The sequence below is a fragment of the Bacteroides sp. AF25-38AC genome, assembly GCF_003602995.1.
Classification (GTDB): Bacteria; Bacteroidota; Bacteroidia; order Bacteroidales; family Bacteroidaceae; genus Bacteroides; species Bacteroides uniformis.
Window position 1 is genome coordinate 81,123 of sequence record NZ_QTMD01000019.1, and the last position, 21,379, is coordinate 102,501.

Annotated in this window: 12 protein-coding genes; 1 reads left to right on the forward strand and 11 read right to left on the reverse strand. The window is 43.9% G+C overall.

Going from position 1 to position 21,379, the window contains the following annotated elements; translation table 11 throughout:
* Position 1: 1 nt before the first annotated feature.
* Positions 2-3,241: a TonB-dependent receptor gene (locus tag DWY55_RS13835; protein ID WP_057097597.1), complete on the reverse strand. Its 3,240-nt coding sequence runs from the start codon at positions 3,239-3,241 to the stop codon at positions 2-4.
* A gap of 110 nt (positions 3,242-3,351) precedes the next feature.
* Positions 3,352-4,371, reverse strand: coding sequence for a FecR family protein (locus tag DWY55_RS13840; protein WP_117879007.1), 1,020 nt, complete (start codon positions 4,369-4,371; stop codon positions 3,352-3,354).
* 153 nt (positions 4,372-4,524) lie between these two features.
* Between DWY55_RS13840 and DWY55_RS13845 the strand changes: the two genes are divergently transcribed.
* Entirely contained in the window at positions 4,525-5,073 is a 549-nt protein-coding gene (locus DWY55_RS13845; protein ID WP_005829791.1) for an RNA polymerase sigma-70 factor, read from the forward strand.
* Between the two features lie 69 nt (positions 5,074-5,142).
* On the opposite strand, the gene DWY55_RS13850 is transcribed toward DWY55_RS13845, so the two are convergent.
* The 9 genes from DWY55_RS13850 to DWY55_RS13890 form a co-directional block, all read right to left on the reverse strand.
* Positions 5,143-7,353 (reverse strand): glycoside hydrolase family 3 N-terminal domain-containing protein, encoded by a 2,211-nt coding sequence (locus DWY55_RS13850; protein WP_005829794.1) that lies wholly within the window; start codon positions 7,351-7,353, stop codon positions 5,143-5,145.
* 106 nt (positions 7,354-7,459) lie between these two features.
* Positions 7,460-8,230, reverse strand: coding sequence for a hypothetical protein (locus DWY55_RS13855; RefSeq protein WP_005829796.1), 771 nt, complete (start codon positions 8,228-8,230; stop codon positions 7,460-7,462).
* Positions 8,231-8,241: 11 nt separating this feature from the next.
* Positions 8,242-10,962 carry a sugar-binding domain-containing protein gene (locus DWY55_RS13860; RefSeq protein WP_117879002.1) on the reverse strand — a complete coding sequence of 907 codons (2,721 nt, stop codon included), beginning with the start codon at positions 10,960-10,962 and terminating at the stop codon, positions 8,242-8,244.
* Positions 10,959-12,755 carry a glycoside hydrolase family 2 protein gene (locus tag DWY55_RS13865; protein WP_117879003.1) on the reverse strand — a complete coding sequence of 599 codons (1,797 nt, stop codon included), beginning with the start codon at positions 12,753-12,755 and terminating at the stop codon, positions 10,959-10,961. The genes DWY55_RS13860 and DWY55_RS13865 overlap by 4 nt, the downstream gene beginning before the upstream one ends.
* 39 nt (positions 12,756-12,794) lie before the next feature.
* Positions 12,795-14,789, reverse strand: a complete 1,995-nt coding sequence (locus DWY55_RS13870; RefSeq protein WP_117879004.1) for a glycoside hydrolase family 97 protein — start codon at positions 14,787-14,789, stop codon at positions 12,795-12,797.
* A 13-nt stretch (positions 14,790-14,802) separates the two neighbouring features.
* Positions 14,803-16,866, reverse strand: coding sequence for an alpha-galactosidase (locus DWY55_RS13875; RefSeq protein WP_117879005.1), 2,064 nt, complete (start codon positions 16,864-16,866; stop codon positions 14,803-14,805).
* 47 nt (positions 16,867-16,913) lie between these two features.
* A complete protein-coding gene (locus DWY55_RS13880; protein WP_117703927.1) occupies positions 16,914-19,076 on the reverse strand; it encodes an FAD-dependent oxidoreductase in 2,163 nt (720 codons plus the stop codon).
* Between the two features lie 218 nt (positions 19,077-19,294).
* A complete protein-coding gene (locus DWY55_RS13885) occupies positions 19,295-20,299 on the reverse strand; it encodes a FecR family protein (RefSeq protein WP_117879211.1) in 1,005 nt (334 codons plus the stop codon).
* A 53-nt stretch (positions 20,300-20,352) separates the two neighbouring features.
* On the reverse strand, positions 20,353-20,934 hold the full coding sequence (locus DWY55_RS13890) for an RNA polymerase sigma factor (RefSeq protein WP_005829818.1): 582 nt from the start codon (positions 20,932-20,934) through the stop codon (positions 20,353-20,355).
* Between the last annotated feature and the right edge of the window lie 445 nt (positions 20,935-21,379).

Consider the following 21,379-nt stretch of genomic DNA (forward strand, 5'->3'; position numbering starts at 1 on the left):
TTTAGAATGATAAGTTCAGTCCAAGTACGTAGGAACGTGCAGTCGGGTAAGAGGCAAACCAACTGTTGTCATAGTTCAATACGCTGCGTATATCACAGAATGTATAAGGATTCTCCACACTGATATTGACTCCCAAACCGCTCAGTCCCAATTTCTTTACAAAATTCTTTTCAAAATTGTATCCTAAAGTGATATTCTTTATTTGGATGTATGTAAAGTCTTTGTAATAGCTGTGTCCGTCGAAGTTGTTATATGCTGGAGAAGCATATTTGGAATTGGTGTGTTCCGGTGTCCAGTAATCGGCATTATGCAGATAGTTGTATAGGTTGTAACTCCAACTTCCGATATTGGCTTCGTTCAACTCACGTGTAACTTTGAAGGTTCCATTCAGGAGGAATGACAAGTAAAAGTTCTTGTAAGTCAATGTATTGCTCATAGACATGAGGAAGCTTGGATTCTTTGAACCGATGATAACTTTGTCATTGGAGTCAATATAACCGTTTCCGTCTGCATCTTTCACTTTGGCAGAACCTGGTTTGGCACCTTTTTGGATCTCTTTTTCTGTACCGTCTGCTGCGGTATAGGTGAATTTGTCACCTTCCTGCCAGATGCCGTCGACGTCATAGTCGTAGTAAACTCGCAAGGGTTTGCCGATGAACCATTTATTGGTGATATCATCTTTTTTGTCACCACGTAGGTCTACAATCTTGTCACGGTTCAGTGAAAAGATGATTCCGGTGCTCCATTCGAAGTCCTTATTACGTATGTTGACGGTGTTCAAGGTAAATTCAACACCTTTATTGCGTGTTTTACCCACATTATCCCAAATGGTTTTATAGCCGTTCATGATAGGAACAGTACGCTTCATCAGCAAGTCTTTTGTGTTGGCGACATACATTTCAATGTTACCGTTGATACGGCCGTTGAAGAATGAATAGTCGATACCGACGTTGAATGTTTGGGTTGTTTCCCACTTTAGATTCGGATTTCCGACACCGTCGTTGGCCAGATAAGCACCGTTGACACCTGCTCCACCGTCACCCCAGATATAGTTTGTGAGGTGCAGACGGTCCAATGTCTGATAGGGGTTGATGGCTTGGTTACCGTTAGAACCATAAGATACGCGGAGCTTCAATTGGTCCAGCCAGTTTTGTGCATTTTCCATAAAACTTTCGGAAGCAATGTTCCATGCAGCAGCCACTGACGGGAAGAATGCATACTTGTTGTTTGCACCGAAGGCAGAATAACCGTCGGAACGTCCGGTCAAAGTCAGCATGTATTTCCCTGCATATGAATAGTTCAAGCGAAGCATATAAGACAACATCGAGGTTTCTGATAAACCAGAACTTACGGTTTTATTCTTTTCACCTGCATTGATGTTATGATAACTGGAATCATCGTTTACAAAACTTTCGGCACTTGACTTGGAAGTCTTTTTCTGAGTTTGTTGTACACTGAACAAACCTGTAGCGTCGAAACGGTGCTTGCCAAATTCACGATTATATTTGAGCAGATTTTCCCAAGTGTAATCCCAGTAGTGTTCATTGTTGATGCTGGCTTTTCCGCTGGCTGTTCTACCGTCTTTGGTGTCACGGCCATAGTATGTGCCGGTAAAGTCGCTACGATAGTTGTAACCAAAGGTTGTACGGGCTGAAAGACCTTTTACCGGCAACAGAATGTCAGCATAGGTGTTGATGAAGAAGTTACGTCTTGTTTGATCTTGATCGGCATTGACATTGGCCATCGGGTTAATAATCAGAGATTGGTCCATAGGTTCTTCATAATACTTGCCGTTTTCATCTTTGTAGATACCATAAGGACTTTGCTTTACAGCATGTTCAATATTCGGGGTTATACCACCGCCATCTCTTTGAATAAATTGGGTCTGTATACCGATAGTCAGCCATTTATTTAATACTTGTGTGACACTCAAATTGATATTGTAACGTTTCATGGCGGAGTTGTAGACTACACCTTCTTGATCCAGATAGGAAACTGCCCCCATATAAGTGGTGCTTTCAGTACCTCCGGAAATGCCTACTTGATGTTCCATGGTAAATGCATTGCGGAAAATATAGTCCTGCCAGTCGTTTGTAACGCCTTTCTTGTAATTTATAAGTTCGCTGGCACTCAGAATATTCTCAGGAGCCAATTGGTCACCGCTCCATCCATCTTTCAGGCGTGCAATGTCTTGTTTAAATGTGATGTATTCGTCTGGAGTCATCACATCAATGGTCTGTTGGGGTTGCGACATTCTGAACTGCCCTTTGTATGTAACTTGGGGTGCACCTTTCTTGCCTTTCTTTGATTGAATCAAGATGACACCATTGGAACCGCGTGAGCCGTAGATAGCTGCTGCGGAAGCATCTTTCAAGACACTAAGGCTTTCGATGATGTTTGGGTCAATATCACTCAAAGAACCGTTGTAAGGAATACCGTCCAATACGATGAGCGGTGCATTGTCAGCACTTAATGAGTTTTCACCACGTACACGGAGGGTTTGGTCTGCACCCGGTTTCGCATCACCAGTAGTTACGCTTAAGCCCGGGATTTGTCCTGCAAGACGGTCCATCAAGTTACTGCTATTTATCATGTTCAGCTTCTTCTGGTCTACTGATACCAGACCTCCGGTCAGGTCGGACTTACGCTGTGTACCATAGCCGATTACCACGACTTCTGCCAGTGTTTTACTGTCTTCCACTAACTTTACGGTACTGTTTCTACCAGCTTTTACAGTCTGTGTTACATAACCGATATAGGAGATTTTGAGATTACTCCCTGCCGGTGCGTTGATTGTGTATTTTCCGTCAAGATCTGTAATGACACCAGTACTGGTTCCTTCCACCATGACATTTGCTCCGATAATCGGTTCACCACTTTCGTCAATTACTGTACCAGAGATGTTCTGTGGTTGTCCGGATATTGCCTTGTTATTCTTTCCGGTATATAAAATAATGTGTGTTGCGTCGATTTCAAATTTAACATTGGTCCCTTTCAATAAGGCTGCTATTGTCTTATTAATAGTTTCATTCTTAACATTCAAGCTGACTTTCTGTTTGATGTCTATTTGCTGCGATTCATAGAAGAAAGTGTATCCACTTTGCTTTTCCACTTTTGGCATAGCCTCTGATAATGGGATATTTGTGAACTTCAGTGTGATCAGTTTCTCTTTCTTTTGTGCAGAAACCGGGGCACATAGAAGTACCAGTATAAGAATGATGAGTTGTTTTCTTATATCCATAATTGTCTTAAATTTAAAGATTAATGTAGGTGTTTACTTTTCGTTAATTATTAAATAATGTGCATTTCTCATTTGTTTGTTTGGCATAAGTTTTTAATTTTGTTACTGTTTCATTTTACTTTTTGTTTTGTGTCTGCAAACGAAATTGTCAACTCATTCTCTTCGTTAAAGGTATATTTCATAGGTTGGATGCGTGCCATGATGCGGAGTATTTCGTCCAGCGGTTCGCTACGCAACGTAAACGTATAGAAATATTTATTGGATAATGTAGGATCCACGTCTATCTTTATCCGATACCATTTAGAAAGCAGTTTGCAAATGTCTCCCAATGAACGGTTTCTGAATACGAGTTGTGTATTTGCCCACGAAGAGGCAAAATGTACATCATCTTTTTCTACCTTAAGTGTAAGGGTTTTCCGATTAAAAGTAGCTGTTTCGCCCGGTTTGAGGAAACGGTTCTCTGTCTCGGTTTCCAAAGAGACGGACCCTTCTACCAAACTCACCAATGTATTTTCCGAACCGGGGAATGCATCGACATTGAATTTGGTTCCGTGAACTACGATACGCATACCTTCTGTCTGCACAATAAAAGGTTTGTCAGCATCGTGTGCTACATCGAAGTAAGCTTCACCAGTTACATTTACGATACGCTCATCCTTATTCATTTGTGATCCGTATTGCAAAGAGGTCTCTGTATGCATCCATACTTCGCTTCCGTCAGGAAGGAGAACCTTAGACTTACCCGACAAATTAGAGTATAACTGCGGCATGGCTTCAGGCTGTCCGTTAAGGAATCCTATGTAGAATGAGCAACCGATGGTAACAGCTATACATGCAGCTACTGCGTAGCGGTATATCCGTTTCAGTTCGAAGCGTTTCTTTGCAGGTTTTTCAGTCTGCTTAGGCTCGCTGGCGTGCATACGGTTGACAAGTTCATTCCAATAATATTCGGTATTGGGCGTGTAGTTTTCTACATTTGCCTGAATTTTTTCCCATAACAGTTGCAATTCCTTGAATAACGCTTCGTTGTTACTGCTGCGTAACCAAGTCTCCAATTGCCGCTCTTCGTCTGCGGAAATTTCCTGTTTCAACTTAGGAATGATTAAATTCCAAGGAACACTTTTTTTCATGATCATGATGTTTTTATAGGCCTTCACTTATATGACACATCACTTGGGTTTAACCCTTATTCCAATTCCAATTATTTTTTTAATAAATTTCGAGGAACAAATAATATTAGTATCTTTGCCGCTCAAGAAGCCCTTATCTAATATAACTTCGATATGCCTGCAGAAGATGATATCCTATTGTTACAGTTAATCAAACAAGATGACGAGAAGGCTTTCAAGCACCTTTTCGATACTTATTTTGTTTCACTCTGCCGCTTCATGTCCCTTTATCTGAGAGACAAGCAGGAGATAGAAGAACTGGCCCTTTCCATCTTTATGAATTTGTGGGAGGGTAGGGCCGACTTGACTCTTAAAATCTCATTCAAGGCTTATCTTTTCCAGTCTGCACGCAATCGTTGCCTGAATGCTTTACGCGATGAAAAGGATACGGTTCCCATCGAGGGAGGAGAAGAATATGGATATGCTCTTGCGGCTGATACTTCGGTGGAGATGGAAGAACTGAACCGATTGATTGAAGAAGCTGTTTGTTCCCTTCCGGACAAATGTGGGCAGGTTTATCGCAAAAGTAGGGAGGAAGGGAAGACTAATCAAGAAATTGCCGGGGAAATGGGGATTTCTGTCAAGACGGTGGAGGCCCAAATAACCAAAGCCTTGAAGCATATCAAGAAATTTTTAGGAGAACAGTATACTTATTTGTTCTAAAATAGAAATTGCAGGCCATCTGTCTTTTAGAAGGATGAAAGGAGGATGGCCTGCAATATAAAAAGAAGATTAATCTATAACCGTGAATTTTACTTTCTGGTCTTTCACTATTACATAATATTCTCCATTTTCAAGGAAATGTTCACCATTGGCATTTACAAAACCAAGATCACGCATCGGGTCTATTTCAAAGCGGAATATATGTGTTTCACCTGCTTTAATTAGTTGCTTTTCGAAGTGCTTCAATTCTTTGCATGGACGGGTAATCGTGCTAAATGGGTCTGAGATAAACCAATGCACCACTTCTGCACCGTCACGTTTGCCTACATTGGTGACTGGGATTTCCATTACCAACTTTTCACCGCGTCTGATGGTTTCTTTGGGCAAGTTGATATTACCATAATTAAAGGTGGTATAACTCAAGCCGTATCCGAATTCATACAGTGGGGAAGAGGAGATGTCTTGATATTTGCCACTTTGTGGACGGGCTGTTTTGCGCTGATTGTAATAGATTGGAATCTGTCCGGTGGAACGTGGAAAAGTAATGGAAAGCTTGCCCGAAGGATTTACCCGGCCGGACAAGACACCTGCCAATGGTTTACCGCCAGGTACTCCCGGTTGCCACATTTCAACGATGGCGTCACAGAGAGGTTCCACTTTAGAGAGTCCCAAAGGACGTCCGTTAGCCAGTACCAGAACAATCGGTTTGCCTGCTTTCTTCATTTCAGCAATGAATTCCTCTTGAATGGCAGGCAGTTCTATGATGGAACGCGATGCGTTTTCGCCACTCCACTTTTTCTTTTCACCCATGCAGAGTAGAATGACATCTGCTTTCCGGGCTACAGCCAGTGCCTCACTGAATTTGGAAGTGTCGTTACCGTCGAAACCACAACCCTCGGTATAAATCAGTTCAGCCTTGCCTGCAAATTCTGCATCCAGCGCCTTTTTGATGGGGAGGACATCTTCTGCATGTCCATGTCCATACCATGACCCCAGGAGCTCGGCACTGTTTTGTACCAGAGGCCCCATGACGGCGATAGTTGGCTTGTTCCCGTTTGCCAGAGGGAGTACCTTGTTTTCATTCTTCAGTAGAACAATGGTCTCCTCTGCCAGTTTCTCTGCAATAGCCAGGCTTTGTGGAAGGAGGAAGCGCTCTTTTTCTGTAGATGTCGGGGTGTAGGGATTGTCAAAAAGTCCAAGGCGGAATTTGATACGGAGCACGCGTTTCACTGCATCGTCCACCAATTGCATGCTTATTTTACCTTCTTCCACCAGCTTTGCCATATGCTTGTCATAGCAATGCCCCATCATGTCCATTTCCAGGCCGGCGTTGAAAGCCAGACGGGCAGCTTCTTTGCGGTCGGCAGCATGGCCTTGGTCAATAAGTTGCGGTACTGCAGACCAGTCTGAAACAACAAAGCCGTCGTGTTTCCAACGGTTCTTCAGAATTTCTGTCATCGTGTAATGGTTGGCGCTTCCGGGAGTACCGCTGATGTCATTGAATGAACTCATTAAAGTAGCGGCACCGGCTTTTACGCCAGCTTCATAGGGAGGAATATAGGTGTCCCACAGAGTCTGATTGGAGATTTCCGTATAAACATAGTCACGTCCTGCTTCAGAAGCGCCGTATCCGATATAATGTTTAAGGCAGGCGGCTACTCGCTTGCTGTCGGACATGTCTTCACCTTGGTATCCTTTGATAGATGCGACACCGAATACAGCATTGGTATAAGGGTCTTCGCCATAGCCCTCTGCAACGCGTCCCCAGCGTCCGTCTCTTGCCACGTCAATCATAGGGGAAAAAGTCCAGTCTACCCCGGACATGCGTGCTTCCTGGGCGGCAACGGCACATGCTTGTTCTACCAATTGGGGATTCCAAGAACATGCTTGTCCCAAAGAGATGGGATAAATGGTACGGAACCCGTGGATGACGTCGTATCCGAAAAGGATGGGGATACCCAGACGTGATTCTTCCATTGCTTTTCTCTGAGCCTCGTTACGCAGATTGGCATCTTCATCAAAATAAATGAGGGAGCCTAATGTGGCAGGAATTTTTTTTACTTCCTCACCACGATTGTTCTCGTTGTTATTCCGCCCCAAAGTGTACTGGTTGAGTTGTTGTACCTTTTCTTCCAGTGTCATTCTGCTGACCAGGTCATTCACACGCTCCTCAATGGGAGCTTTGGCATCTTTGTAGATGGGTTGCTTTTTGTTTGCAGCCATTGCTCCGGCCAGGCAACCACTTAAAAGGAGGCAACTGATAAATGTTAGTTTCTTCATGATATATATAATTATGCTATTCTCATTAAATAAGACACGTTTTTCGGAATCTGCTCCTACACAAAGGTCGTTTTTTTAAGGAATATAAACAAGTACATGCAAGGGCTTATTTGAAAATAGGCTTATCGGTTAGTGTCATGGAAGCTTGTTCGTTATTTTTTAGTTCAAATACCACTATTTCATTATTACCTGCTATCAGAGCACCAGCAGGTATCTCCAGGGTCTTTTCTGTATTTTCTTCCCAGTAGGCACCCAAGTATTGCCCGTTTATCCAGACTTCTCCCATTCCCCAGCCAGACACGTCAAGAAAGGTCTCTTGTGCCGGATTGCTTACTGTGACACCACCTTTACGGAAGCAAGGGATGGAGGAGGTACCTTCTTTGAAAGTTATTCCGGCCACATCGCATTCCTTAATTTCCAATGGGGTCATCTTCCAGCCTTCTAAATCTGTCTTTCCCAATGTTATGCTGCCGTAGATACCTTTTGAATTGTCCAGAATTTCAGGACCATAGGTAATACGTCCGATATTTTCAGTATAGATACTAAGTTTGTGTATACCTATCGGTAGATTGGTTTTCAAGCTTTTACTGCTATCTTTTAAATATCCTTGCAGTTTGCCGTCTGCATAGACCACAGCATAATCCCGTACGTTTTCAATAGTTAGTGTGGGATTCTCCTCTTCCACATCAACGGTTGTCTCATAGAGGGCATAGCCAAAATCCATATCCAGCTCATTCATGGGCAGTAAGGCATCATCTTCTACAGTTTCTCCATAAACTTGTTCCAATGGAGCTGTTTGTGACATTTTTATCTCTTGTGCTGCTGCCGGTCCGACCGGCAGCAACAAAAGAGCCCAAAGCAAGAATAATTTCATCATATTTCCTTTATTTATTTCTTTAAGAATGATTCAATGTAGGACTCGTCAACGGTAATTTGTGGAGCGAATTTGTCACTCTTTACGTAGCGGTCAATGCTTTCCAGCAATTGCTGGGTGGCAGGACGTTCGTTGATGTTTTTCTGGGTATCTACGGCCAGTACCAGTAGACTGCCTTTCTTCACTTTTGCTTCGAAACCAATACCGAGCTTTTCATTATTGTCGTAATGGTCTATTACTTGTATGAAAGGCCGCAGTGCTGCCGGAGCATCTTTCATCTCAATAACCTTGGCATTTTCCAGAATGTCCCACCACTGCCAGTCAGTATGGTAGGAAGTTATGAAATGCTCGAATATAGGCTGGTCGTCATGAATCAGACAGCCAATGGTCATAGGAGGCCATTTGAACATTATCGGATTCCAAAAGTGATTGTGGAACACGGATTTACGACCTTTTACTTTGGAAGGTTTGGGGCAGAGTACCACTTTCTTGCCATCGGCAAGGTGTTGTTTTGCTTTTTCATCGAATACTGTGGTGTAGAGCACTTCACTAGTGGACTGCATTAAGTTGCTATGACGGGGATATACCCAGATATCCCAGCTGTTTTTTACGTGTGCAACAGAAAGATGGACCGTCAGCTTCTGTGGTTCAGTGATATTGTTCAATGCATAACTGAAACTGCCAAGTGGAAATACCCCGTTCTTTCCGACAGTTTGTGTTTTCAGTTTTCCGCTCTTAAGGGTTTTACCGTTGCTGTCGGTGATACTCCAATTGATTTTTGCGTTTTTCAATAGGGTAGGTCCATAATTGTATATTTCCGCTTTTCCTTCAAATACCTCATCATTGTAAAGTGCGCGTTTGTCGAAACGGAGCAATGCAACAGTCGGTGCACAGAACTCGCGCCACTTTTCCGGTGTGATGAGCCCTTTGGTATTCCAGAAAGGATCGAGAATGCCTACCGGTGCATATCCTTGTCCGGTAAAATCATTCAGAGACAGTAATTGGAAACCGCCTTTCAGATAAGTGCGCAACTGGGCTTCTATGACATCCTTGTACTCTATGGCGGTCAAGGCTCCAGAAGCACGGAAGAAGTCATGTGCTTGGTCGAGCATGTGGTTTTTGTCCAGCAGTTCACGGAATATCTCGAAATTACGCGCTTGTACGGGGCCGGTGAAGTTCTTTATTTCCTCGAAATTGGGATAGATGCACCGCTGTCCGGATTCATGCGAGATGATGGGCAGGCCTACTCCCAGTTCCTTGTTTTTGTCCCAGTTTGTATAAGGACGTCCTTCGTAGATGGCCATGTGTCCTTTGGTAGTCTGATGGGTAATGTAGAACTGGTCTGATTTGACACGTGTGCGGGCTGTGGAACCGCTGTATAGACGGCGGTTATCCAACTGGCGGGCCGTGGCGGTAAGCTCTTCTATGAAACTGAAATCGCCGGTAATTTCGTTTCCGTTACAGTAGAGAATGAAGGAAGGGTGATTCCCATATTCTTTCAAGATACCCCGCAGCTCGCGACGGAAGAAATTCCAGCGCTTCTCATCGGGTTGGGCATCTTTACCCCACATCGGCATTTCCACCTCCAGATAGACACCCAGCTTGTCTGCCATACGGAACGCAGCGGCAGGAGGACACCAGGAGTGGAAGCGCATATGGTTCATACCATATTCTTTTAGGATACGGAGTACACGTTCCCAAGAGGCATCGTCCACGGGAGCATAGCCGGTCTTGGGGAACACTGCGTTTTCAACGGTACCGCGCAGGTGTATGGGTTCGCCATTAAGGATGATATGGTCCTCACCAGCCTCTACTTCGCGCATACCGAAAGTTGTGCTTTTCTCATGCGCATAGGATTGGCCCTCTACACTGGAAGTCAACTTACAGTCCAACGTATAAAGATTGGGATGGAACTCATTCCACAAATGGATATCCTTACCCAAAAACATTTCTTCCTCGATATAAGTAATGGAATCGGTCACTGTTACTGGTACTTCCTTTTGTAGTCTATAGTCCTTTCCTGTCACGTGGAAGGATATTTTGCCGCTGGCGGTATGTTCTGTACAGTTGCGGACAGTCATTTTGACTTTGATGCTTTTGTTCTTGATGTCCGGATAGACCTGCATGTCATCTACATAGACTGGGTCTACAGCTACCAGCTTAATTTCGCCCAATACTCCGTTCCAGTTTATTTGGGTAAATTCGGAGTGGGCATGGTCCCATTTATGGGTATCGTACTGGTAGCGGTTGTCTATACAGAAAGTTATCAGTTCTTTTTTGCCTGGATGTAGCCATTGGGTCAGTTCGTGGTTGTGGGGAATACTGATGTAGTCTATTTTACTCACTTCTTCTTTGCCTACATATACCGAACTGAGCCAGTGTGTACGTTCAAAATAGAGGAAAATGCGTTTGCCTTTCCATGCCACAGGAATTTCTATTTCTCGCTGGTACCATGCGGGGCCCATATATTCGTAGACACGGGTCAGCCTATCCAGGTGGCGGTAAGGAGATTTGTAGCCTATTTTATAGTCATCTGTAATTCCCGGCAGAACGATGCTTTCCTGCAGGCGATGGCAGTAACGTACGTCCAGTGAACCTCTCCGGAAGTCCATGACATCTGTCTGGAATGCCCATTCACCAGACAAGTCCATTTCATTCTTTTCTTGGGCATGCCCGCTCCAGACCATAGAGGTCAGGAGGAGGGCAGCCATGTAGTGTTTTATTTTGTGCTTCATTGTTCTGTTTTCTTTTGGTTATAGTAATCACGCATGATGTACCATGCTTTTTTGCGTTGTCCCTGGTCGGAAACCAGTCCTTTACGGTTCCATTCCCCTCCCTGGTGTGGATGGAAACGGAAGGGAGAACGGAAATCAAAAAGAATCCACGGCGATGTTCCGCGCAGGTTGGGGATATGCTTGAACATTTCCAGATTGTCCTTGTAGAGTTGTGCCTGATAATCCTCACTCCAAGAACTCTTGACTTCCGCGTCGCCATGTTTGCCATAGAGCGCTTCGCCTCCGAACTCGGAAATGAAAAGAGGTTTGCCGGGAGCTACATTCCAGACAGCCTGGTCCGGAGCCAGTGGCCAGTCATGATACCATCCCATATATTTGTTGATGGCTACCATGTCCAGGATGTTGATAATGGAGTCATTCATCTCAAAGTTCCGGCTTTCGCGGTTGAAGCGTACCAAATCGAAGGCGGCCGTAATCAGACGGGTTGAGTCGATGTCCAGGCAACATTGTTTCATGTGTTTCAGAAATTCATTGCGCGGGGCGGAAGTGGCTGTTTCATTGGCAATCCCCCAAAAGGCAACGGAACAACGGTTTTTGTCGCGCATCACCATCTCTTTAATCATTCTGCCTGCTTTCTCACGGGTAGCGGTATTTTTGAAGTCAATCCCTTGCCAGATAGGTATCTCTTCCCATAAAAGAAATCCCATTCTTTCTGCTAGGCGGACAGTATATTCATTTTGTGGATAATGTGCCAGACGAATCATGTTGGCACCCAGCTCTTTGGCTTCGGCCAACAGCATTGTTGCGTCCGCTTCAGAGAAGGCACGCCCGCGGCGTTGCGGAATTTCCTCGTGGAAGCTGATACTGCGCAGGAAGATGGGCTGGTCGTTCAGATAGATATCTTCGCCTTTTACATAAAGGTTACGGAAACCAATTTGCTCGTTGAGCCGGTCACTTTCCGAAGTGATGGTTACATCATACAGCTTTGGAGCATCCGGTGACCAACGTTGCAGTTTTTTGGTTTTGATAGTGGCCTGGGCAATTCCGTTGGCATCGGTAGTCATGTTCTGTCTGATGCCCAATTCGGGGATGGCGACTTGTACGTTGATGCCAGGCTTTGCTTCGGATAAGGTTACTTTGGCACGAATCAGGTTGGATTGTACCTTGTCCAACTGGATGAAATGGTCTTTGATGTAGCTTTGTGGAACGCTTACCAACATTACATCGCGTGTGATGCCGCCGTAATTCCACCAGTCAAAGGACATGGCAGGGATGGCATCTGTGGTGCGGGTATTGTTGACTTTCACCACCAGGAAGTTGTCCTTTTGCTTTACCTTATCTGTGATTTCCACCTGGAAGGGAGTGAATCCGCCTTCATGACTGGCTATTTTCTCCCCGTTCAGATATATTTTGCTACGGTAACTTACCGCACCGAAATAGAGAAACAAACGTTTGCCGTCAGTCTTTGGGGTATCGAAAGAGCGTCCGTACCATACTGTTCCTTCATAAAATTTCAACTCGGGCATTTGTGAATTGAAATCGGCAGGTACATTCAGGACCAAACCTCCGTCGAAAGAGTATTCATAAAATTGCTTGTTGTCTTGAGGTTTTCTGTTTTTGTACACCTGCATCCTTTCTCCTTGGTCATAAAGGTCTACAATGGCTCCCCACTTCCCATTCAGTAGCTGGTAATCGCGTCCGTAAACATTGGACAATAAGTCTTGTGCTTGTGACTTGCCTCCCAGTACAGACACTGCGAGCAAACAAGTAATCATTAATCTTTTAATTTTCATAAATCGTATGTATCAGTTAACGTTTAAAAAGCCTATGAATTATTCTTTGTATATTTTCAATGCGCATCCGCCTCCTTGTGCCATTTTGACGGTCAGTTTACGGGATGCAGGAATGTCTGTGACGGTCTTTTGGTAGTCGGAAGCCAGGCGGTTGGCATTCACTCCGTCATGAAACATTTCCGCTTTCCATCTGCCTGCACCGAGGAAAGAAAGGTCCAGTGTCAGAGTACGTGCATCCCAATTGGTTAGGGAGCCGACATACCAGACATCTCCTTTCCTGCGCGCCATTGTAATGTATTTTCCAATTTCTCCGTTCATGGCTATTGTTTGTTCCCAAACGGTAGGGATGGTAGCGATGAATTCCGTGCATTCTTCTTCACGGTCGTAATTGGTGGGACTGTCGCACAACATGTTCAATGGTGATTCAAATACTACATATTCAGCTAATTGGCGGCAACGGGTTCCCTGGCTCATTGGGGTATCCATTGAGGAGTGGTAACACCGTTTGTTGGCATTGTGCATGGCGCCTTGTGTATAGTCTACCGGTCCGGCCAGCATACGGATAAATGGCATGGTGACATCGTAGGTTACCTGGTCGGTATGGATGTCACTCCACTTCATCTGTTCCAGCCCGTGAACGGCTTCATAGTTGATGACATTGGGATAAGTGCGGTTCAGCCCGGTAGGTTTGTACGTGCCGTGAAAGTCTACCATCAACTTATATTTAGCGGCAGTTTCGGCAGCCCGGTAGTGGAAGTCTACCATTTCCTGGTCATCCCTATCCATAAAGTCAATCTTGAATCCTTTGATGCCCATTTCGGAATAGTGCTTGCATACATGTTCCATGTCGCGGGCAAAGGCATGGTAACCTGCCCAAAGGATGAGTCCTACATTCTTTTGCCTGGCATAGGCCGTGAGCTTTTTTAAATCAATTTCCGGTACAATTTGGAAAAGGTCAGCCTTGAGGTTGACAGCCCAGCCTTCATCCAGAATCACATACTCGATGCCATGCCGGGAGGCGAAGTCGATATAGTGCATGTATGTTTCATTGTTTATTCCAGCTTCGAAATCCACGCCTTTGATTCCCCAATGGTTCCACCATTCCCAGGCCACTTTGCCCGGACGTATCCATGAGATGTCTTTCATGCGTGATGGAGCAGCCAGCTTATAAACCATATCGTTATCTGCCAGCTCCTTGTCATTTCTTGCCACAACAATGATGCGCCAGGGTAGTTTGGCTTTCGGCTGGCAGGAAGCAATGTAGTTTTCACGCTCTGTGACTAATATTTGCAGTTGGTTATGCCCGCCTTGTTTTTTTGTTTTGGGGACGGCGGCAAAAGCGGAAGTGAGTGCTGTTCCCCCGTTTCTGTTGATGAGGAACATGCCCGGATAGCTCTCCACGTCGGATTCGGCAATACAAAGTTTACGGCCGTTTTCCTGCTCTATTACTACGGGGGTAAACATCAGTCTTTGGGGGTTCAGTCCGGATAGCTCTATATGTGTATAGGTGTTTTCAAAAGAGTTGGAGAACTGGGCTTCTATCGGTTGTTTATCGCCATCTTTTACATAAGGAACAATCGATTTGTAGTCCTTGTTGAAGTTGAAGGCGGCTTCTTCGTTTGTAACTTTGAACGGTCTGTTTCCGGTCGCTGCGAACCGGTATGCCATTCCTTCATTGTACATTCTGAAAATGAGGTTGAAATGTTCCCGGAAACTTAACGTCATTTCATTATAGACATCCTTTACTTCACTGCGTTTGTAGAAAGGAGAGGGAATCACCTCATTTGCCTGGCGATGACTGACTCTCTTAAGATGGGAGCCGTTACCCCAGACTGTCCCATTATCCAGATGTACTGATAAGGGAGAGGGGGCTACCAATGTATGCCCTTCTTCCGTCAGCTCGTAAGTAATCCGGTCACCTATATATAAGGTAACCTCTAACTTGCCGTCCGGTGAGTTTAGGCGATATTCTTTTTGTCCGAACATGTTCGGGATGATGAAAAGCAATGTTGTGAGTAAGAAAAGTGTTCTCATGTCGTTATTTATTTTAGCGTTTGTTTTTAATTTCATACTTGTAGACAACATAGTCATTGATTGATGGCAGAGAGATTTCCAGCCTTCCTTTCTTTCCGGTTACTGCTGTCATAGCTTTGCCGTGTCCCATCAGTGGGATACATCTTACTGTGACACCTTCTGGCAGCCAGGTATCGACTTCTGTAGTCCCTTCTGGATGATTTTCACGGTACACAATCAAGTATCCTCTATCTTTCTTTAGAGACTGGAAGCCGGTCCAAGAGCGTCCCGATGGTTCATCTCCTATGGGTAGGATAGTGCCGGAATGCATGTCATGCTGAAATTTCTTGTAGGCTTCTGTATGTTCTCGTAATGTAAATGCTTCCTCGGGTAGATTGGTACCTTCCATCCAGGCAAGCGGCTGTCCTGCTAAAGTCGTAGCAAACAGATATTCAAATGAATAGTTTTCCGGAGCGAAGACTTCTCCTTTATATTTATCCGTATTTCTCCATTTGTTCAGGAACTCTATTTGCAGCTTTTCTGCCGGAACATATTTGGAAAGCATCCAGAGGTTACGCAAAGTCCAGTAAGGATAGTAGTTCTGCCAGTCGGTATAACGGTTTTCCAGAAAGATATTTCCATATTCATTGAACATGTGGTAGCCTCCGCGGCGGCTGGCTGTCGCATCAAGGTTGAAAATCACTTCCTCGTCCGTCTCTTCCAGCACTTTGTTGAATAAGCGGTGCAGGTTTGTTTCGGCTTCTTTACTGGGAATGGTGAGCCCGTCTATCTTGAATATTTTGATGCCGTATTCGCGATAGAGGCTGATGAGTGCTTGCGCATCTTTCTGCCAATCGGCAAAATCATTTTGTATGCTGGGATTGAACCAAAGACCGATTTCAATACCTAATTCCTTGCCACGCTTTACGATGGGATGCAAACCACGTGGATACTTTTGCGGATCGGGTTTCCAGTAGTCTTTATTGTCCCAAATGTTCTTGAATGAACCGCGGGCTACAACTGAATTAGGACTTTTACCTATTTGCCAGCCATCATCAATCTGGAAATGGGTGATTCCCAGACGGGCGGCGCGTTCCAGTTCTTTCAAACAGAAGGATTCGTTTACTTTTGAGTCCTGGCTACGGTCTCCCCAGGTGTTCATCATAATCATCTCGTCGCGGTCGGCCCGGTAAGTACGTATATTCTTCTGATATGAACGAAGCGCTTGTAGGCGGCTCAGTTCATCTTCTCCGTATATTCCCAATACACATCCGTATGTTTTGGTCCAACGGTCGGGAGTCACGTCTTTCTCGGTAATGCCCAGACCGGTTACTGTAAACTTTCCGAAATCAGTCAGAAAATCCTTTCCTTGATAGGCTAATTGTACCGAAGAGCAGGGAGCCTCTTTTAAAAAGAAGATGCCACAGTTGTCCTCGCCATTAAAGGCAAACAGCAGATTGCCGCGATATCCCAGTTTGCGGTAGGAAATAATCTCTTTCTCGAAAACCAGGTTGTTGTGCCAGTCGGTCACATCGGAAAATTCCACGCTGCGAGCGTGCCAATGTTGTCCTTGGAAATGGAACTGGTCTAGTACAGCGGTTACTTCTTTAGATTTCATGTCTTCGGCGAATTCAATATTCTTCCGGTCGGCTGCACTAACTTCTCTGCCTCCGAAAATACTGTTTACTGTTCCTCTTAAATAGGTGTCGCAGGCTATGGCTGGACAATCATCATAAATACGATATACCCGTTTTATATCTAGCTTCTCCAGGCTGAAAGAAACTTCTACTTTCAGATAAGCGGGAAATATTTTAGTCTCTTTTACGGGAACTACTTTGAGTGAACCGTTTGATGGTTGCGGCAAATTTTTCGTTACTCTGAAATCTGGAGTAAGGCTGTGGTTCTTCCATGATTTTCCATTACTCTTGTCGGTCAGGCGGTAAGTTATGATATTTCCCCCGTTCCACAAAAAGGTACGTTCGACCAAATTGTTTCCGATGGTTAAAGTGTCATTTCTCAGAAGGCCGTAGCAGGTATCTTGTGCGTGTAACGAATATCCTCCGAAAAGGACAAATAATAATGTTAGAATATTTTTCATGATATGCGTGTTTTATTAATACTTAAATTGTAGTATCAACGTGTTTCTTACTTCTTGTTTTTTTCAATGACAAATATACGAGGCTTTTTTAATAATTTTTGTTCATTGAACTTCTGATTATCGGGAATCCCTTCTTTTTTTCCTACTCCCTCTTTCATCAGTGCTTTCAATTCCGGTAGGTGTTTCTGATATACTCCTCTCGGAGTGGTGTTGTACTTTTTACATAAGGAAGCTGCCATCCCGACAACTTCGCCCATCATTCCGGTGGTACGCATTACGCGGACAGTGCCCAGTGCCACATGGGTAACACTGATATTGCGGCCCGCCATAAAAAGATTCTCGATATTTCTGGAATATAGGCAGCGATAGGGCACTGCATAAGGATATATATGGATGTGTTTGGTTGCTGCTTTGAAAGGCGCATCAGGAAAGTGTGATGCATTGAGCGAATCCGGGAAATGCAGGTCGATGCTCCAGGTTGTGACGAAGGAGGCATCTTCGTGATAGACATTTTTATCTATATCATCTTGCTTTAGAATATAATCGCCCAACAATCGGCGTGACTCGCGTTTTCCGGCAATATAGGCTACCCAGTCCAATGCGCGGTTCTTATATTTCTTGTTGTCCTTTAATTCATTTTTCAGAAAACTCCAATTAGAATAGATGACCATTAAGCCATAATCACGTATACGTTCGAAGTCGTCGATTTGATTGAAGTTCATGCCGGTTTCCCATTTCCATTCACCCATCGTCACTTTTTCGCAATTTTTTTCATTGAATTGCAGACCGTACGAGAAAATAGGGAAACGGGTAGGTTTACCTTTGTCTGCAGAGTACCATTGTACGGATGAACCCATTGTCATTTTGTCCGGTTGAATCGGTGCCAGCTCTTCTCCGTATTCGGCACGGGATTCGCGTCCCATGTTGTAGTCTGCACCGGCCAGATACCCGATGGTGCCGTCTCCGGTACAGTCGGAGAACAATGGTGCTTTCAGTTCCACTTCTTTTCCATTCTCTATATGCTTGATGATGACAGATTCTATTCTGTTGCCATCGGGCTTTACAGATATGGCCCGGTAGTTGGCATAAAGGGTGATATTCTTTTCATTGGCGATAAAAAGCTCCTTCTTTTCATCTTCATAGTTTGCGGCAGGTTTGGCATTTCCTTCTTTAGAATGTCCGAATTCTCTTATCATACGTCCCAGTCCGGAATTGGGGCCTACTCCGATATTGCCCCCTAAGTGAACCCTGACTTCAGAGCTATTATTGCCGCCAAGTACTGGGCGGTCGTTGATTAATGCCACTTTGCATCCCAATCTGGAAGCGGTTGCGGCTGCACACATACCGGCTATACCGCCACCAGTTACAATCACATCATAGGAGTATTGCTCCGGTTCGGCTGGAATATCCAGCATCTTTTTACGGAAATCTGTCAGTTGTGTGGCCTGAGCGGGAGGGAGCTGCCCTTTTTCCGTAGTAAAATAAATGGCATCGCAACGGCCATTAAAACCGGTCAAATCTTTTAATGTCAGACTAGAGCTTCCTGCTTTTACAGAGACTGTTCCGGCAGGTTGCCACATCCATTGTTTGCCCTCGTCCCCTAAAACCACTGGCAACTTTTTATTGTCGACGGCTAAAGTGAATTTTCCCGGTCCTTTACCATCATACCAGGGAGAAGTCCAGTTGTAGGTGCGTACAAATACATAATATGTACCGTCTTCAGGAAAAGAAATGGTAGTGGAGGCATCCTCAACCGGGACTCCCATTCCATGAGCCATCAGATAAGGTGAACCCATGAGGTCCATGAATTGCTGGTCTACTACCCATCCCCCCTTTCTGTCAAAGCTTTCTGCTTCCACCAATAACTTGCTGGGTACTTGTTTCCTATTGCCTGAGGGCTTGTTGGCTTGTTGAAATAGTAGAACCTGCTTGTTGGGTTTTATTTCGAAAGTAATTTTGGTCCCTTTGAACAATTCCTTTAGGGTGGCTTCAAGTGGGGCATTGGATACCAGCAAATCTTTTCGGGTATCAAGATTGGGCAGTTTGTCGGTATAGAATACATTGTAGCCGCTAGTCTTTTCAATTTGAGGTATAATCTGCTTGATAGTCTGCTGGTTTATAGATAAACTGATTTGGGCAAAGCTATTTCCCCAGAAGAACAGCACTCCCAGTAATATTGAAAATCGCGTAATTATTTTATTTTGTCTCATGTCTTATCATATCAGGTTAATTACTTTTTTACTTTAAGGAAGGTACGACAAAGGCTAACCCTAATTAAGCTATTAGAGTATATTAAAACTATATTTCTCGAATGTTTAAATTTTATTGTCGCTGCCAGAAGTAGGTCATTGTGTCTGAGGTAAAAATCCTATAAAATCTATTCCATATACTTTTTGTTTTAGTTAATATAAAGGGCTATTTTACACTACTAATATATTATAATCGTATTGTCAGATTCTATCTTGTAATTAATGCCGCCAGCTTGGCTGATGTATTCCAATACATTGTTTAAACTGCCGTTTTTAATGATGCCATGATAAGTATATTGTTTGGCTTTCTCGTTTTTGAATATAAATTTGCAATTATACATTCGTGTAAGCATGGTACAAATTTCTTCAAAAGATTCACCGTAGAACGCTAGTTCATTGCTTCTCCATAGCAAATAACTTGCATTAGGATGAAGCTCGCTTTTTTCGAACTGTCCATTGGTCAGGTTGCAAACGAGCCTTTCGTTTGGCTTCATATATGCCTCGTGTCTGCCGTCGTCTACTTTAACCTTTCCACTTATCAGGCTTACAGCTACTGATTTATCGTCTTTATGTGCACGTATATTGAAGCTTGTACCTAACGCTTGTACATTGATGCCATTTGCTTTCACGATGAAAGGCTTTTCCTTGTCCTTTGCAACTTCAAAATAGGCCTCTCCTTCCAGGGAGACCATACGTGTTTTCTTGTTGTAAGTGTTGTCATATACAATTCTTGAATCAGAATTGATGTAGACCTTTGTGCCGTCAGCCAAAATGATGTCGGCCTTCTGCCCGTTGGATACGGACATGGTGACTTCTGTATTGGCGTCATCGGCCGGTCGTTTGACTCCTGCATAATAGGCTCCGCTTCCCACTGCCAATATGATGCAGGCAACTGCAGCATAGCGCCCAATCTGACGCAGGAAACGGTTCCTTGTTTTCAGGACCTTCGTTTCCGTGGTGGAACTTGCGTCTATCTGGCTTAAAAGTTCGGTGAACATTTCATTTTGTACGGCTTTGTCCATCGTGTCCGGAGCCAGTGCCCAGCATTGCTGATAGTATGCGGAAAATTTCTGTTGAAAATCCGGTCGCTTAATCCATGATTTCAACTGTACATCTTCTTCAGGGCTGGTCAGTCCTCGAAAGAAACGATCCAAAAGTTCAATATGACTGTCTTTTTTATCCATGTTCTGTAGTATATATCTGTATGCCTGCCAAAACACTCACGGATTTTCGTGCTTTAACAATTATTTAGAAAGTAGAAGGAGAGGAAAAGCATGATGAATTTGCGTAATTCTTCTTTCAGTAGTTTCATAGTACGGTAGAAATGAGCCTCTACGGCACGTTCCGTCAAATCTAGCTGTGAGGCGATTTCCTTGTTGGACAGTTTTCCTGCTCTTTTCAGCTGAAAGACTTCCCGTGAAACTTCTGGCAGGCTTTGCAGAAGTTGCTCTATCTGTTTTTCAATGATGGAGACGTCCATATCCATCGTATCTTCCTCGATAGCCTCTGCTTCTGTTTTCAGCTTGTTTTCTACAAATTTGTTGTGTAATAATCTTCGTTCGGTTTCTTTGTATACCATGTTGCGTGCGATGGTGCATAGATATGCCGGAAAACTTTTCTCGGTATCCAGATTACTGCGTTTTTCCCATATCGTCATGAAGCTGCTTTGGGTGATGTCTTTGGCTAATGATTTGTCATATACGAGAAGGACGATGGTGTTGTACAGCCTGGCACTGTATTTTTCGTACAATGCTTCAAAGGCAAATTTATTGCCTTCTCTCAACTTGGCTACCAATAAAGTATCATTTTCTTTCTGCATATTGATTCATCTTACATTTACGCATTCTGAATGGTAGTGTCTTTGTATAGTAAAGTACTATTCCACATAGACTCTGAAAGAATGAACTACAAAGGTGGTGTTTTTATTATTTATTTAAAAGTTTTTTGCTGAAAATATACTTTGTGTGATTATTATTTAATTCTATATTCCACGATGAAGGAGGATGGCAGAAATAGTCATTTGCAGTATAAGAAGTGGTAAACTGATGGATGGGTTTAGGGGCTTATTGTCAATACATTACATTTACAGCGTTGTTACATCCTTATGTAAAAGACGTTACATGCCGGGGAAAGACTCTTTACACACCGGGGTAAAGGCCGTTACATATCGGGGTAAAGGTAGTTACATCCTGGGGTATGTCTTTTCCCTTAATTCCGCAACACTATAATTTAACTTTATTTATAAGTTCCTGAGCAACAAAAAG